The organism is Enterobacter cloacae complex sp. 342H5, assembly GCF_050030905.1.
GTDB lineage: Bacteria > Pseudomonadota > Gammaproteobacteria > Enterobacterales > Enterobacteriaceae > Enterobacter > Enterobacter intestinihominis.
Genome location: NZ_JBLGVB010000001.1, coordinates 2,045,912 through 2,062,321 on the forward strand (window position 1 = coordinate 2,045,912; position 16,410 = coordinate 2,062,321).

Genomic DNA, 16,410 nt, shown 5'->3' on the forward strand with positions numbered 1-16,410 from the left:
TATTTCGCTAAGGCGCATAAAAATGGTGGATCACGCTAAGGCGCGGGATTTTACGGAGTGTGACGGATGCATGCAATGACATGGGGCAGAAATCAGAAAAAAAGTAACAAAAAAGGCGGCACTGCGCCGCCTTTATGAAACCGTTTTGTTACTTGTACAGATCGGCACTGATGGTCAGGTTGTTGCCACGTTCCTGCCACTGGCGGGTGATGTGGTAATACTTCGCGCCTTTCTTCGCAGCACGCTTCGCCACCTGATAGGAGATTTCTGTCATGTTGCCATAGTTGCCCGTAAACTTGATGCTGTCGAACGGCACCATCTGCGCGGCAGTGGCTTTGTTCAGCTCTTCAATTTTCGTGCCGTCTGGTAACGTAACGGTATAACGACCGCCTTTGGTGGATTGGGTTTCAAAGAAACGACCCACTTCAGCGCTTGGTGCCGCAGACGTTGCTACGCCCGGAATTTCAACTTTCTTCGCTTCTTCACCGCCTTTTGCTAACGCAGCACGACCGGCTTCTGAATCCGCTGGAATCGCATCCGGGCTTTGCACTACGCGTTTTTTCGCATCTTGCTTATAGATGAAGGCGGTAATACGCTGGTTTCCGCCCTGGTTGGCATCAACCTGACGCACGATATAAAACGCGTAAGCGCCTTTTTCTCTCGCGGCTTTGGTGATGGCATCGTTAACTTCAGGCTGGCTGCGGTAGAAGCCCTGAACGGTCACGGTGTCATACGGTTCCAGCTGAACAGCCTGATCTTTCGGCAGTTCAACAATGCCGTTAATCACGCGGTTTTTCTGTTCATCTGCCTTTGGGGCATTCTCTTTGTACAGCGCAACAGTCACGCGCTGGTTACCGCTGTTGCCCTGATCGGACTGGTCAACAACGTAAAACGAGGCAGCGCCGTTTTTATCGGCGGCTTTTGATGCGGCGGTGACGGCATCGCCAATGGAATTATACCGACCCACAATGACCGTATGGTCAAAAGGTTTTAACGCTGCCGCTTGCTCCGGCGTCAACTCTGTCGCAGCATTCGCTGACAGGGCGGTCGCGGAAAGAAGTGCGGACGCCAGGAGTGTGTTCTTAAGCTTCATAAAAATAATCCTTCGCCTTGCGCAAACCATGTACTGGTGTTGTTGTTAATTTGAGACGGTCCCGATTATGGCATTTAACACCCGTCGCTGTCTGCGGCATTTTTCACAGCCTGTGCTCAGCAAAGGACCTGATTCGATAACATTTTGTGATATGTGGAAAAAACAGGCGTTTCACAAGAAAAACTGATTAAGCATATGACTTTTACAAGTTAATTTAATGTTAATGAGTTGTTCTTTTATGGCGCTATATCATGTTTTTACCGCTTCGCTTGCGCGATTTATCGGTCCTGAAGGCGAATTTAAGGTAAATATCTCTGTCAGTGACCCCGATCGCTTATTTTTCACAGATAAAATAAGAAATAGTGTTTTCTGGCGGTAGATCACGGGCGCTATTTTCAGTAGGTTATAGAAAGTTTGTTACTGTTTTATTTTCCGGGGTTAATCATTCTCCGTCGTTATCGCGATGGTGAAAATTGATACGAACCGCGGGCAATTATCGACAAACCATCATCACAAACCGATGGAAGGGAAAACTATGCGTATTGGGGTACCAAAAGAACGGTTAGCCAATGAAACCCGCGTAGCGGCAACACCAAAAACGGTGGAGCAACTGCTTAAAATGGGTTTTACCGTCGCGATTGAAAGCGGCGCGGGCAAACTGGCGAGTTTCGATGACGAGGCCTTTACTCAGGCTGGCGCGGACGTAGTGGACGGTGCTGAGGTCTGGCAATCACCCATTATTCTGAAGGTAAACGCACCGGAAGAGAGTGAAACTGAACTGCTGAACGCGGGCACGACGCTTGTGAGCTTTGTCTGGCCAGCCCAAAACCCGGAGCTGATGGAGAAGCTGGCGGCACGCGGTGTCACCGTGATGGCGATGGATTCCGTGCCGCGTATTTCGCGCGCGCAGTCTCTGGATGCGCTGAGTTCTATGGCAAACATTGCCGGCTATCGCGCCATTGTCGAAGCTGCTCATGAGTTTGGTCGCTTCTTTACCGGTCAAATTACGGCCGCAGGCAAAGTACCACCCGCGAAGGTGATGGTAATTGGTGCCGGTGTGGCAGGTCTTGCCGCTATTGGGGCCGCAAACAGCCTGGGCGCTATTGTTCGTGCGTTTGATACCCGGCCGGAAGTGAAGGAGCAGGTGCAGAGTATGGGCGCCGAATTCCTTGAGCTGGACTTCAAGGAAGAAGCGGGCAGCGGTGATGGTTACGCGAAGGTCATGTCTGAAGCCTTTATTAAGGCGGAAATGGCGCTCTTTGCGGCGCAGGCAAAAGAGGTGGACATCATTGTCACCACCGCGCTTATTCCGGGTAAACCGGCGCCGAAGCTGATCACCCGTGAGATGGTGGATTCCATGCAGCCGGGCAGCGTGATTGTCGATCTGGCGGCGCAAAACGGCGGTAACTGTGAGTATACCGTGCCAAATCAGGTCACGACGACCGCGAACGGCGTGAAGGTGATCGGTTATACCGACCTGCCAGGACGTCTGCCAACCCAGTCCTCTCAGCTGTACGGCACGAACCTCGTTAATCTGCTGAAGCTGCTCTGCAAAGAGAAAGACGGCAACATCACCGTTGATTTTGATGATGTGGTGGTGCGCGGCGTGACCGTGGTGCGTGAAGGGGAAATCACCTGGCCTGCACCGCCGATACAGGTTTCCGCTCAGCCTCAGGCTGCGCCGAAAGCGGCGCCTGAGCCTGCAGAACCAGCGAAACCTGCGTCGCCGTGGCGCAAATACGCCATCATGGCGCTGGTCATTATCCTGTTTGGCTGGCTGGCGGACGTCGCGCCAAAAGAGTTCCTTGGCCACTTCACCGTCTTCGCGCTCTCCTGCGTGGTGGGTTACTACGTCGTGTGGAACGTTTCCCATGCGCTGCATACCCCGCTGATGTCGGTTACCAATGCCATCTCCGGGATTATCGTGGTTGGGGCATTGCTGCAAATTGGTCATGGCGGCTGGATCAGCTTCCTGAGCTTCATTGCAGTGCTGATCGCCAGTATCAATATTTTCGGTGGTTTCACCGTGACTCAGCGCATGCTGAAAATGTTTCGTAAAGGCTAAGGGGTAGCATATGTCTGGAGGATTAGTTACAGCCGCATACATTGTTGCTGCAATCCTGTTTATTTTCAGTCTGGCGGGGCTTTCCAAACACGAAACGTCTCAGCAGGGAAATAACTTTGGTATCGCCGGGATGGCGATTGCGCTGATTGCCACCATCTTTGGGCCGGACACCGGCAACGTGGCGTGGATCCTGGTGGCGATGATCATCGGTGGTGCGATTGGTATTCGTCTGGCGAAACGCGTTGAAATGACCGAGATGCCGGAGCTGGTTGCTATTCTGCACAGCTTCGTGGGTCTGGCCGCGGTGCTGGTGGGCTTCAACAGCTATCTGTACCACGAACCGGGTCTGGAACCGATTCTGGTGAACATCCACCTGACCGAAGTGTTCCTCGGCATCTTCATTGGTGCGGTGACCTTCACCGGCTCAATCGTGGCGTTCGGCAAACTGCGCGGGAAGATCTCTTCCAAACCGCTGATGCTGCCTAACCGCCATAAGCTGAATCTGGCGGCGCTGGTCGTTTCCTTTGTGCTGCTGGTGGTCTTCGTGCGTACCGAAAGCGTAGGCTTGCAGGTGCTGGCGTTACTGGTGATGACCATCATCGCGCTGGCCTTCGGCTGGCATCTGGTGGCGTCTATCGGCGGGGCAGATATGCCGGTAGTCGTCTCCATGCTGAACTCCTATTCCGGTTGGGCAGCGGCAGCAGCAGGCTTCATGCTGAGCAACGACCTGCTGATTGTCACCGGTGCGCTGGTCGGTTCTTCCGGTGCGATCCTGTCTTACATCATGTGTAAGGCGATGAACCGCTCGTTTATCAGCGTCATCGCGGGTGGCTTCGGTTCTGACGGTTCATCAACCGGTTCTGATGAGGAAGTGGGTGAACACCGTGAAATCAGTGCGGAAGACACCGCAGAGATGCTGAAAAACTCGCATTCCGTTATCATCACCCCGGGCTATGGCATGGCGGTGGCGCAGGCGCAGTATCCGGTGGCGGAAATCACCGAGAAACTGCGCGCGCGCGGTATCAAGGTTCGCTTTGGTATTCACCCGGTGGCGGGGCGTCTGCCAGGCCACATGAACGTGCTGCTGGCGGAAGCGAAGGTGCCTTACGACATCGTGCTGGAAATGGACGAGATCAACGATGATTTCGCCGACACCGACACCGTGCTGGTGATTGGCGCCAACGACACCGTTAACCCGGCGGCGCAGGACGATCCGCGCAGCCCGATTGCGGGTATGCCTGTTCTCGAAGTGTGGAAGGCGCAGAACGTCATTGTCTTCAAACGCTCTATGAACACCGGCTATGCTGGCGTGCAGAACCCGCTGTTCTTTAAAGATAACACCCACATGCTGTTTGGCGACGCCAAGGCCAGCGTGGATGCGATTCTGAAATCTCTTTAATTCCGCTTCATCCTGTCAAACCGCCCCTGGGGGCGGTTTTCTTATTTCTGCGGTCAGCCATTCTCCTCTGTCTATACTTTACCCTTTGTGTAATACGAGGAGGTGTAATGCAATTTCTGTCCCGCTTTGACATCATCGCGCTGATGATGACGCCATCATTCTGGATTGGCGTCGCCACGGTAGTCTTTGTAACTCTGCTGGTGTACTGGCTGCTGACGCGCCTGATCGCCTTTGTTAAGAAAGGGATCACCACCTGGGGCGACAAGCATCCCACCACCAACCGGATGCGTTTTATCCTGACGGATATGCTTAACCGCACCAGCCGCTTCCTGCTTTTTGTCGTAGCGCTGCTGTTCAGCCTGCGTTTCGTCGACTTACCGGATCATCTCTTTGGTACCGTGAGCCACGCCTGGTTCCTGGTCTTCGCTATCCAGGTGGCGCTGTGGATGGATCAGGGGGTGGTGTCGTGGCTTCGTCACGTCATGCTGGCGCCGGGAAGCCATAAAAACCCGGTGACGCTGGTGATCACGGGGCTTATCCTCCGTGCCATTGTCTGGTCAGTGATGCTGCTGTCTATCCTTGCTAACGCGGGCGTCAACATCACTGCTCTGGTTGCCAGCCTTGGGGTAGGGGGTATTGCTATCGCCCTCGCGGTGCAAACGATCCTGAGCGACGTGTTTGCATCGCTCTCCATCGGTTTTGATAAGCCGTTCGAAATCGGCGATTTTGTGGTGTTTAACGATGTCGCCGGGACGGTAGAGCACATCGGCCTGAAAACCACCCGTATCCGTAGCCTGAGCGGGGAGCAGATTGTCTGCGGGAACGCCATCCTGCTGCAACAGACGCTGCATAACTACAAGCGGATGCAAACGCGCCGGATCGTCTTTACCTTCGGGGTCGCCAGCGACACGGCGCCGGAAAAACTGCGTTCAGTGGGTGATATGGTCAAACAGATCATTACCGACGTCGGGGAAACGAAGTTTGACCGCGCCCATTTCCTGGGCTTCGATCGCGATCGCCTGACCTTCGAGGTGGTCCATATTGTTAATACGGCTGATTACAACAAGTACATGGATATTCAGCAGGAGATCAATATTCGTATTCTGGAGGGGCTGAACCAGCAAGAGATCAAGCTGGCGCTGCCGAGCATGGTTCTGCACGCGCCCTGGATGAATGCTGGCGACGAGGCACCGGCGCAACGGTTGAGCGAAGCGCAATAAAAAAAGCCCGCCGTTACCGGCGGGCTTTCATTTTGGGGTCAATCGTCTTCCTCATCGTCCAGTTCAACCGGCGTCTGATACTGATCCGGCTTGATAACCAGAAGGTCGCAGCGAAGATGGTCGATCACCTGCTCGGCGGTATTACCCAGGAACGCGGCAGAAATACCGGTCCGGCCAATGGTGCCCAGCACCACAATCCCGGCCTGCAAATGCTCCGCCAGATCCGGAATAACCTCTTCCGGTAACCCTTTTTCTACGTGGGTCATGTTCTCATCGATACTGAATTTCTGGCGCAGCGCTTTCATGGCCAGCAGATGCTGACCGCGAATCGCGTCGTTATACACGCTCGGGTCAAATTCAGGCAGCTCGATGGCGATATTGATTGGCGTAACCGGATAGGCCCCCACCAGATGGACTTCAGTGTGGTTAACCTGGTCGGCAAGCTGAAGGGTCTCCTTCACCAGCTTCTCGTTCAGCGAATTGTGATAATCCTCTTCGCTGGCCAGATTGACCGCCACGACGGCTTTCCCGCCCTCAGGCCACGGCTGATCTTTCACCATCCATACCGGACAAGGGCATTTGCGCAGCAGGTGCCAGTCGGTCGGGGTGAAAATCACGGATTCCAGTTTGTCATGCTGGTGCGCCATTTTCAGCAGCAGGTCATGCCCACCGGCCACCACTTCCTGAATAATGGCTTCGAAAGGGCGGTTGTGCCAGACCACCTTGATATCGATAGGTACGCCCGCTTCCAGATAATACTTCGCCTGCTCGCGGATCCACGCAGTACGCTGGCTGATCACTCCCTGACGCATAGCGGTGCGCTCGTCAGGCGACAGAAGGGTGGTCATCTCGTATGAGAAGTCATAAATCGGCAAAAAGGCTTTAATTTTGCCACCAATCCGTTGATGTAAATACACAGCACGTCGTAATGCTGGCTGATCGTCCTGATTCGGATCGATAGCCACCAGCATATTTTGATACTTTGCCATACAGGTCTCCTTACTACTGTCACCACAGTCTGTAAGTAAAAGAGTAACCTATATATCTTGAATGAAACAGGGGGGAAGTTTTTGCCAGATCAATAATTATGAAAATTTATCGACCTGGCATAAGATATCCGGGAGAGTTATGCCACGTTACGTGAGTGACCCGCCAGAATGGCCAGTGCTTCACCGTTTTCAATGGTGATGTACTTACCTTTAACCGCCAGCATTCCGCTCTTCTGGAAACGACCCAGCAGACGGCTGATGGTTTCCACGGTCAGGCCCAGATAGTTACCAATATCGCCACGCGTCATGGTCAGACGGAATTCGCGTGGGGAGAAGCCACGTTCCGCGAAACGGCGGGAGAGGTTATAGATAAAGGCGGCCAGACGCTCTTCGGCATTCTTTTTGGAAAGCAGCAGGATCATATCCTGATCGCCTTTGATCTCACCGCTCATCAGACGCATCATCTGCTGACGCAGGTTCGGCATCTTACCGGACAGATCGTCCAGCGTTTCAAACGGGATTTCACAAACCATAGAGGTTTCCAGCGCCTGTGCAAAGCTCGGGTGATGGCCACTGCCGATGGCGTCAAAGCCGACTAAATCGCCCGCCAGATGGAAGCCAGTGATCTGCTCGTCACCCTGTTCGGTAATGGTGTAGCTTTTGATGGTGCCAGAACGGATAGCATAGAGCGATTTCAGTTCGTCTCCCGCTTTAAACAGCGTCTGCCCTTTCTGAATAGGCTTTTTGCGCTCGATGATATTGTCAAGCTGATCGAGTTCGTGCTCATTCAGAGTAAACGGGATACAGAGCTGGCTGATGCTGCAATCCTGGCAATGGATAGCACAACCGCCAGACTGAATGCGTCGTATAATTCGCTTTTCCGGGATCATAGGTTTGCTCAAGCCTTAATTGATATTGGTCAATTTTAACATCTTTTTGGTAAGGACGTAAGTCTGGCAAACCCCCAATAAAGACAAGAGACGGCAGCGTGTTGCCATCTCCTTGAAATTCCACAGAATGATTAAGGATTATGAACCTAACAGGAAGAAAATTAAGCACAAAAAGCCTGGGAATTACAGCAGAAAATACCCTTCGTGACGCAGCAGCCACTCTTTGCGCTGTACGCCCCCGGCATAGCCGGTGAGGGTGCCGTTGCGCCCAATCACGCGATGGCAAGGCACCACAATGCTGACGGGGTTAGAGCCATTTGCCGCACCGACCGCGCGCGCCGCACCGGCACGGCCAAGCTGTTCTGCCAGCTGACCGTAGTGCATTACCTGTCCGCAGGGAATATTACGCAGCGCCTGCCACACCTCGCGCTGGAAAGGGGTACCCGCCGTGGCGGTTGGCAGGGTATTAATAATGCTGAGATCGCCCTCGAAGTAGGCCGTCAGTTTATCGCTCAGCCCGCCAGGATTACGGGCTGTAATACGCTCGTAACCCTCGGCGCGATAATGAATGTTGAGCAGCTCAACCATCCGGTCGCTGTGCTCTTCCCACTCAACAGCGCGAAGATTGAACGCTTCATCTGCGATAACCCACAGCGGCCCCAGCGGTGTCGCAATCTTGTCTTCGAGTAATCTCAGCATCAGTATTCCTTAGTTCAGCCTCGGGTAAATACCCGGTCCAATCGGCAGGCCGACAAGATACCACGCCACCAGCATCACCAGCCATACCCCTAAGAAGATAAGCGGATAGGGCAAGACCAGCGAATAGTAGGTACCCAGCTTAGCCTCCGGTCTGTAGCGTTGCAGGAAGCCTAAAAACAGCGGAACGAAGGGTGACACGGGCGCCAGCGGGATCACTGAGGAATCGGCGACACGGAACAGGATCTGGGCGAATGCCGGATGAAAGCCGAGCATCATAAACATGGGGACAAAAATGGGGGCCAGAATCGACCAGATGGCCGACCCGCTGGCAATAAACATGCACAGCAGGGACGACAGCAGCGCCAGGCCGACAAACGCCGGAACCCCGCTCAACCCCGCCGCCTCCAGCGCGTCCGTCAGGCTCACGGCCATAAACTTGCCCATGTTGCTCCAGTTAAACATGGCCACAAACTGCGCCAGCGGGAACACCATCACGATAAAACCCGCCATCTCCTTCATCGGCTCGATCATCAGGTGCGGCAGATCTCCCTGATGGCGGATTTTACCGGTAGCGATGCCGTAGGCGAGCGAAACGACGAAGAAGAAGAGAATTATCAGCGGCACAATACCCTGAATAAACGGCGAGGGAAGTACGGTGTGTTTGATCGGATCGCGCAACACGCCATTCTCCGGCACCACCATCAGCGCCACAGCCGCAATGAACGCCAGCGAGACGATCCCGGCGACGCGCAGGCCGAACTGCTGCTCTTTGCTCAGCGTCTCCAGCTTTTCATCGCTCCGGCCTTCCCATTTACCCAGGCGCGGCTCAACGATCTTATCGGTAATCAACCCCCCGATAATCGTCAGGACAATCACCGAACTGGCCATAAAGTACCAGTTGTCGATCACGCTGACGTGCATGGCCGCATCGATGGTGCTTGCTGCCTCCGTGCTGATGCCGGAGAGCAGCACATCGGTGGTCACGATAAGCAGGTTAGCGGTAAACCCACAGCCGACGCCCGCGATCGCCGACAGCAGGCCCGCAACAGGATGACGGCCAACGGCGAGGAAAATCAGCGCCCCCATCGGCGGCATGATCACCAGCGCCGCGTCGGACGAGATATGGCTGAAGAAGGCAATAAACAGCACCATATAGCTGGCATAACGCGCGCTGACGTGCGAGGCCATTTTCACCATCAGCGCGGGCAGCAGACCCACGCGTTCGGCCAGACCCGCGCCTAACACCAGCGCCAGGATGGCGCCCAGCGGCGCAAAACCGCTGAAGTTTTTAATCACGTTCGGCAAAAACCAGTGCAACCCCTCCACGCTGAGCAGATTTTTTACGGCCACCATGCTGCCGTCGGCCGGGCTGCGCACGCTCACATCAAAGGCGGACAGCACGGCTGTCGCGACCATCAGGATGACAATTAAATAGATAAAAAGCAGGAAAGGGTGCGGCACTTTATTGCCGATCCTTTCAACCCAGCCATAGAGCTTACCGGATGGGGAATGCGAAGGTATGGAAGACATACTCATGGGCGTTCCTCGGGACTGTTGTTGTGTTGTGTTGTGTTTTTTTTATTTTAAAGGTGACGGTGTCACGTCCTGCGGGATCGGACACTCGTACGGTTTTTCTGTTATGTGTTGTTCGAATTCTTCCCGACATTTTCGCAGCAGGTCGGCATCCTGAAGCAGATGCAGCGCGGTCGCGCCCATCACTTTTCCGGCCAGCAGCATGCCTTTATGGGCAATAGAGGTACGCCCCTGCGCCACCAATTGCCAGGTATGTAGCGGGGTGCCGACGGTAAAACAGGGGCTAAAGCACTGTGCGACAGGCATCTTCCAGCTGACATCCCCCACGTCGGTGGAGCCTGCCAGCACGTTATCGGTGATGGCGTAAGGGGCAACTTCATCCACCAGTAGCGTTTCGTGATGGCGTCGGGCAAAGGCTTTTCCCTCTTCGGCTCCCGTTGCGGCAATGTTTTTCAGGCTGTTTTGCAGGTCGTTTGCCGTGAGCGTGGCGCGGATTTCACGGGCAAATTCGCGTTCTTCTTCCGTCCAGTCCGGCGTGCCGTAATGCTGCAATGCGCGGTACATGGCCGCTTCGAGCGTACGGTTCGGCAGATAGCTGGAGCAGGCTTTATCAAAGCGACACTCGACTGTGGTTTCGGTCATCATCGCCGCGCCCTTGGCGATTTTCTCGATGCGCGCGTAGATCTGCTGCGCATCGGCCATCTCCGGAGCGCGGATCAGGTACAGCACTTCTGCCTGAGCCTGCACCACGTTAGGCGAAATTCCGCCGGTATCGGTGATGGCGTAATGAACGCGCGCTTTTTCAATGATGTGTTCGTTGAGGAAGTTTGTGCCGGTGGTCATCAACGTCACGGCATCCAGCGCGCTACGTCCCAGATGTGGGGAGTTTGCGGCGTGGGCGGCGATCCCCTTAAACCGCCAGGCGGCCTGAATATTGGCCAGCGTGCTGACGTTAAACATCCCGGCAAAGGCTTCCGGATGCCAGGTCACGGCAGCGTCCACGTCGTCAAATAATCCTTCACGCACCATAAAGGTTTTACCAGAGCCGCCTTCCTCGCCGGGGCAGCCGTAAAATCGTACCGTTCCGCTGCCGCCGTGCTGTTCCAGCCAGCTTTTCACCGCCACCGCACCGGCAAAGGCAGCAGTACCCAACAGGTTATGCCCGCAGCCATGGCCGTTAGCCCCCGGGGTGGCGGATTGCGCCGTCGCGCAGTGCGCCTGCTGGCTCAACCCGGCCAGGGCGTCGTATTCGCCCAGAAGGGCGATAACGGGCTTGCCGCTGCCGTAGCTGGCAATAAAGGCGTTGGGAATGCCTCCGGCTTCCCGCATCAGGGTAAAGCCCTCGGCTTCCAGCGCGCTGGCAAGCCGTTCGGCGGACCAGAACTCTTCAAAGCGCGTTTCGGGATGATCCCAGATGTCGTCGGCAATATCGGTAAACGTCTGACATCGCGTGTCGATGGCATCAGCGATAAAAGCGTAGTTCTCCTGCATTACACACCTCGCGTCCACGGGAAATTAAGCGCAGTTCGCGCCAGTGTTTCGATGGCAACGTTCATCACCTGCTCATCAAAATCGAATTTTTCGTTGTGATGTCCGGCGCTCAGTTCGGTGCCGAAGACCATATACGAGGCCATGCCGCCGTTCTGCTGCACGCGGGCCATCATTAGCGTGGCATCTTCGGAGCCCGCAGGCGCTTTGACCTTATTAATGGCATGAGTCACGCCGGGCACCTGGCTTGCCTGTTCGCGCAGATAATCGACCCAGGCCGGGGTAGGGGCACTGGAGGTCGCCGCCCCCATCAGGTTTATCCCGGCTGTTACGCCGTAGAGCGCCGCCGCGCCGGTAATCACCGCCTGCGCGCGCTCAAAGACATACTGATTAATCGCCTCGCTTTCACCGCGGGTTTCAACCTTAAGCAACGCATCAGCCGGAACCACGTTGCGTCCGCTGCCCGCCTGCATGACTCCGACGTTAACCCGGGACGCGCCTTCGCTGTGTGGCGCGATGCCATGCAGCGCGATAGCGGCCTGGGCCGCCGCGAGCAGGGCGTTACGGCCCTCTTCCGGTTTACCGCCAGCGTGTGCGGCAACGCCGGTAAAGCGCACGTCAAATTTGGTGGTCGCCATGAAGTTATCGCTGCCGCAGATCACAGTCCCTTCCGGAACGCCGGTTCCAATATGAATGGCGGTAAAGTAGTCCACGTCGTCCAGCGCCCCTGCAGCGACCATAGCGCGGGCGCCGCGCGTACCCTCTTCGGCAGGCTGGAAGATCAGTTTGATGGTGCCGTTGAGCTGGGCTTCATGCTGCTTAAGCACCTGCGCCAGCCCCAGACCAATGGTGGTGTGGCCGTCGTGCGCGCAGGCGTGCATCATGCCCGGGTTGCAGGAGGCAAAACCGTCGCGGTACGGCCGGTGGCTGTCGTCATGCGCTTCGCTTAGATCAAGCGCATCCATGTCCACGCGAAAGGCCAGCGTCGGGCCGGGGCGACCAGTATTCAGGGTCGCGACAATGCCGGTGAACCCGCCTTCGAACGGCGCGAGCCATTTTTCCGGTGCGCCTTGCGCGCGGGCGCGGGCAAATTCCCGCGCCAGGGTTGCGTCATCGGGCAACCCCATCCGGCTTTCGGCATCCACGACATCGCGACCCATCGCCAGCTCGTAACCCAGCGAGTCCAGGATCTCCGAGACTTTCGCGGCTGTGCGAAACTCCACCCAGCCGGATTCCGCGAAATGGTGAAAATCGCGACGCCATGCGCTCAGTTGGGGGGCTAATGTATGGATGTACTGCGCCAGTGCGTTCATATCTTTTCCTGTCATCATTAAAATATGTGAACTGCTTCACGCTGTGATAGTTTTTACTTATCACTAAGCGATTTTTCACAGTTTTAACCGTTCAGGAATTACCCTCGCACATCCAATTCCATTAAAGTAGATGACAGTTTCTTTACTCTGATAAACAACGGTTATCGGTCGGGCTATGTCATTTCAGATTAAATTTCATCAAATTCGGGCTTTTGTTGAAGTGGCGCGTCAGGGCAGTATTCGCGGAGCCAGCCGGGTGCTGAATCTTTCGCAGCCCGCGCTGACTAAATCCATTAAAGAGCTGGAAGAGGGCATGGCGGCACAGCTGTTTGTGCGCCGGAGTAAAGGTGTCGCCCTGACCGAGTGCGGGGAAGGGTTTTATCACCGCGCTAATTTGATTCTGGAAGAGCTTCGCGCAGCGCAGGATGATATCCGTCAGCGTCAGGGGGAGCTGACCGGGCAGATCAATATTGGGATGGGTGCCAGCGTGGCGCGCAGCCTGATGCCCGCCGTTATCTCCCGTTTTCATGCGCAGCATCCTCAGATCAAGGTGCGGATTATGGAAGGTCAGCTGGTATCAATGATCAATGAATTACGCCAGGGTGAGCTGGACTTTACCATCAATACCTATTATCAGGGGCCTTACGATCACGAATTTACGTTTGAAAAACTCTTTGAGAAACCTTTTGCGGTATTTTGTCGGGAAGGACATCCGGCGTTGGGGGCTACCTCTATTAATGAACTTCTTCATTATAACTGGACAATGCCAACGCCGCGGGGAAGTTATTATAAGCAGCTTGAGGATATATTTCATCATCGCTCGCAGATACCGCGTATTGGCGTCGTTTGCGAAACCTTTTCGTCCTGTATTAGCCTTGTCGCACAAAGTGACTTCCTGAGCGTGCTGCCGCAGGAGTTGGGCTGCGACCCGCTGCTGGCGCACCGGCTGGTCATGCTGCCGGTTGTGGAAACACTTCCCAGAGCGGCCTATTATTTAATTCAGCGCCGTGATGCACGCCAGACGCCCCTGGCTGAATCATTAATTACACAATTCAGAAGGGAAGCGAGAAAAATAGTTTTATCGTGAAATTGCCAAAGAAAAAATAGAGCCTGTCCGACATCAGACAGACCCTACAGTACACACAGCAGTGCGTCCTTTCGCAAATCCTGGGTATTATATCCATGAGGCAGGTATATTTAGGTATAACATCTTTCCTGAAAAAAGAAAGGCGGCACGTCATTGGTTTTACAAAATTTCAACGCAAATCACTTATTTTAACTCTGCTGTAGTTTTAGTTAAGTAATATTTAAATAACTTTAATGGTAGCTATATATATTCATCAGATTAATATTTATCTTGCCCCTTGCGGTAAGGGTTATTGAGGCCCCTGCCCGGTGCAGGTATAGTACAAGCCCCGATGTGCCCGGAGGATTTCCATGAACCCTGACGACAAATCACTTTTTCTTGACGCCATGGAGGATGTCCAGCCCCTGAAACGCTGCACCGATATCCACTGGCAGCAAAGCCGTAATACCCGGGTTCGCCAGGAGATCGATACCGAGCAGCTCGACAACTTTCTCACACTGGGTTTCCTGGAACTCTTGCCGCTTGAAGAGCCGCTGATGTTCCAGCGCGAGGGCGTTCAGCAGGGCGTTATTGACAAGCTGCGCTCGGGTAAATACGCCCGACAGGCCAGCTTAAATCTGTTGCGTCAGCCCGCCGAACGCTGCCGCCAGATGCTGTACGCCTTCATTCGCCAGGCCAGCCGCGACGGTTTACGTAACCTGATTATCATTCACGGAAAGGGCCGCGAGCAGAATTCGCACCCGAACGTGGTGCGCAGTTATCTTGCCCGCTGGTTAACTGAGTTCGAGGACGTGCAGGCTTTCTGCGTGGCGCTGCCGCATCACGGCGGCAGCGGGGCATGTTATGTTTCACTCCGAAAATCCGATGAGGCGAAACAGGAAAACTGGGAACGTCACGCCAAGCGCAGCCGTTAACAGTAAGGCCTAGAACGTCTCCCAGTTTGTGTCACCTGAGGCACTGACCGTGGCGGGACGCAACAGTTGCGGTGCTTTTGTATTTTTTGACCGCGGAGCGGTGTTTTCCTGCATGTTCAGCCGGAAAGCCGCCACGGCCTGGCGCAGCTGTTCAGACTGATCTTCCAGCGCCGCCGCCGCCGTTGCCGACTCCTGTACCAGCGCGGCGTTTTGCTGCGTTACGCTGTCCATCTGCGAGACCGCCAGGCTGACCTGTTCAATACCGCGGCTTTGCTCGTCAGACGCCGACGAGATTTCAGCCATAATATCGGTTACGCGTGTCACGGCCGCGACGATCTCTTTCATGGTCGCACCCGCCTCGCTCACCTGTTCCGAGCCGGTATTCACCCGGCTGACGGAGTTTTCAATAAGCCCTTTGATCTCTTTTGCCGCCTGCGCGCTGCGGCTGGCCAGCGTCCGTACTTCGCCTGCCACCACCGCAAAGCCGCGGCCTTGTTCGCCGGCACGGGCGGCTTCAACCGCCGCGTTGAGCGCCAGAATGTTGGTCTGGAAGGCAATGCTATCGATAACGCCGGTGATATGCGCAATTTGCTGAGAACTGTCGGCAATGTCATTCATGGTACGCACTACATTATTCACCACCTGGCCGCCGCGTGCGGCGGTTTCAGACGCATTCTTTGCCAGCAGCGTCGCCTGACGAGCGTTATCCGAGTTCTGTTTCACCGTGGCCGTCAGCTCTTCCATGCTGGCGGCGGTCTCTTCCAGCGAGGCTGCCTGCTGCTCGGTTCGGGCGGAAAGGTCGTTACTCCCGGCGGCAATTTCTCCTGCGCCCGTGTAGATAGAATCTGTGCTGCCGCGCACGGCGCTGACGGTGCTGACCAGCGACTGTTGCATCTCATGCAGACCGGCGGCCAGCTGGCCCATTTCGTTGCGCCCGGTAATCGCGACGTTTTGCGTCAGATCACCGCTCGCGATGGTGCGAATATGGTTCATGATGGCGTTGAGCGGTCTCAGGAGCAGGTGCTGTAAACCCTGCCAGATCACCACCAGCACGGCGATAACGGTCAGGAAGATCGCCGCCAGCGTCCACTGCATCTGGGTAAAGCTGTTCTGGTTCTCTTCGGCGGCGGCTTTCAGCAGCACGTTGTTTTCCGCGCGCCAGCGGGTATAGACCGCCTCCATCTCATCCTGCGCCTGCTGGGCGTCCAGGTCGCCATAGGCCTGATAGTTATCGGCGCGCAAGTACGCAATGGACAAGCGCATTACCTCGTGCATGTTCTTCCAGGCTTTCTGCATCTCTTCGGTGAGTGCGGCATTTTGCCCCTTCACCTGCGGAATCGCCTGCCAGTTTTTGTAATAGTCTTCGGCTTTGGCCAGCGAACCATTGGCGGTGCCCAGCAGCGTATTGATTGCCGCGAGAGAGGCCGGGTCGCGCTGGTTTTTCAGGTAGCGGATCGCCACGCGAGTGACGGTAACGCGCGTTTTCACCAGGGTGTTCACACTGTCGCTGAGGCTCTCCTGCTGGGCATTAAGCAACCCGGAGTTCTGAAAGTTGTGACGATCGTTGTTAACGGCAGAGTAGAACAACCCTCCCGTGACAACTTGCAGCAGACAGAATATGGTGAGGGCAAAGATAATACCGGTAATCACGTGCAGATTTTTCAGCATGGCGGTCATCCGTAATAGAAGAGGCAGGGTTACATCAATACTATCGTCGTAG

The 16,410-nt window shown here is 55.2% G+C and carries 13 protein-coding genes; 5 read left to right on the forward strand and 8 right to left on the reverse strand.

The window, feature by feature from the left end:
* Nucleotides 1-148: 148 nt before the first annotated feature.
* Nucleotides 149-1,093, reverse strand: coding sequence for a DUF1471 family protein YdgH (gene ydgH, locus ACQG03_RS09935; protein ID WP_063163291.1), 945 nt, complete (start codon nt 1,091-1,093; stop codon nt 149-151).
* A gap of 535 nt (nt 1,094-1,628) precedes the next feature.
* Between ydgH and pntA the strand changes: the two genes are divergently transcribed.
* From pntA to ACQG03_RS09950, 3 genes are all read left to right on the forward strand, one after another.
* Nucleotides 1,629-3,158 (forward strand): Re/Si-specific NAD(P)(+) transhydrogenase subunit alpha, encoded by a 1,530-nt coding sequence (gene pntA, locus ACQG03_RS09940; RefSeq protein WP_063163305.1) that lies wholly within the window; start codon nt 1,629-1,631, stop codon nt 3,156-3,158.
* Between the two features lie 10 nt (nt 3,159-3,168).
* Nucleotides 3,169-4,557: a Re/Si-specific NAD(P)(+) transhydrogenase subunit beta gene (gene pntB, locus ACQG03_RS09945; RefSeq protein WP_022647939.1), complete on the forward strand. Its 1,389-nt coding sequence runs from the start codon at nt 3,169-3,171 to the stop codon at nt 4,555-4,557.
* Between the two features lie 107 nt (nt 4,558-4,664).
* A complete protein-coding gene (locus ACQG03_RS09950) occupies nt 4,665-5,777 on the forward strand; it encodes a mechanosensitive ion channel family protein (protein ID WP_022647940.1) in 1,113 nt (370 codons plus the stop codon).
* A gap of 38 nt (nt 5,778-5,815) precedes the next feature.
* Here ACQG03_RS09950 and uspE read toward each other — a convergent pair whose 3' ends face one another.
* From uspE to ACQG03_RS09980, 6 genes are all read right to left on the reverse strand, one after another.
* Nucleotides 5,816-6,766, reverse strand: coding sequence for a universal stress protein UspE (uspE, locus tag ACQG03_RS09955; protein ID WP_003857535.1), 951 nt, complete (start codon nt 6,764-6,766; stop codon nt 5,816-5,818).
* A 137-nt stretch (nt 6,767-6,903) separates the two neighbouring features.
* On the reverse strand, nt 6,904-7,656 hold the full coding sequence (fnr, locus tag ACQG03_RS09960; RefSeq protein ID WP_000611906.1) for a fumarate/nitrate reduction transcriptional regulator Fnr: 753 nt from the start codon (nt 7,654-7,656) through the stop codon (nt 6,904-6,906).
* A 183-nt stretch (nt 7,657-7,839) separates the two neighbouring features.
* A complete protein-coding gene (gene ogt / locus ACQG03_RS09965; protein WP_015570643.1) occupies nt 7,840-8,355 on the reverse strand; it encodes a methylated-DNA--[protein]-cysteine S-methyltransferase in 516 nt (171 codons plus the stop codon).
* Between the two features lie 9 nt (nt 8,356-8,364).
* Entirely contained in the window at nt 8,365-9,891 is a 1,527-nt protein-coding gene (gene abgT, locus ACQG03_RS09970; RefSeq protein WP_063163292.1) for a p-aminobenzoyl-glutamate transporter, read from the reverse strand.
* Between the two features lie 42 nt (nt 9,892-9,933).
* The gene (locus ACQG03_RS09975; protein ID WP_063148148.1) at nt 9,934-11,379 is read right to left on the reverse strand and encodes a M20 family metallopeptidase; all 1,446 of its coding nucleotides are present in this window, start codon (nt 11,377-11,379) and stop codon (nt 9,934-9,936) included.
* On the reverse strand, nt 11,379-12,689 hold the full coding sequence (locus ACQG03_RS09980; protein WP_063137513.1) for a M20 family metallo-hydrolase: 1,311 nt from the start codon (nt 12,687-12,689) through the stop codon (nt 11,379-11,381). The genes ACQG03_RS09975 and ACQG03_RS09980 overlap by 1 nt, the downstream gene beginning before the upstream one ends.
* Nucleotides 12,690-12,864: 175 nt before the next feature.
* Between ACQG03_RS09980 and ACQG03_RS09985 the strand changes: the two genes are divergently transcribed.
* Complete coding sequence (locus tag ACQG03_RS09985; RefSeq protein ID WP_046620072.1) at nt 12,865-13,776, forward strand: LysR family transcriptional regulator; 912 nt, start codon at nt 12,865-12,867, stop codon at nt 13,774-13,776.
* 350 nt (nt 13,777-14,126) lie between these two features.
* Nucleotides 14,127-14,690 carry a DNA endonuclease SmrA gene (gene smrA, locus ACQG03_RS09990; RefSeq protein ID WP_023299979.1) on the forward strand — a complete coding sequence of 188 codons (564 nt, stop codon included), beginning with the start codon at nt 14,127-14,129 and terminating at the stop codon, nt 14,688-14,690.
* A gap of 9 nt (nt 14,691-14,699) precedes the next feature.
* On the opposite strand, the gene tcp is transcribed toward smrA, so the two are convergent.
* Nucleotides 14,700-16,358: a methyl-accepting chemotaxis citrate transducer gene (gene tcp, locus ACQG03_RS09995; RefSeq protein ID WP_046620070.1), complete on the reverse strand. Its 1,659-nt coding sequence runs from the start codon at nt 16,356-16,358 to the stop codon at nt 14,700-14,702.
* Nucleotides 16,359-16,410 lie beyond the last annotated feature (52 nt).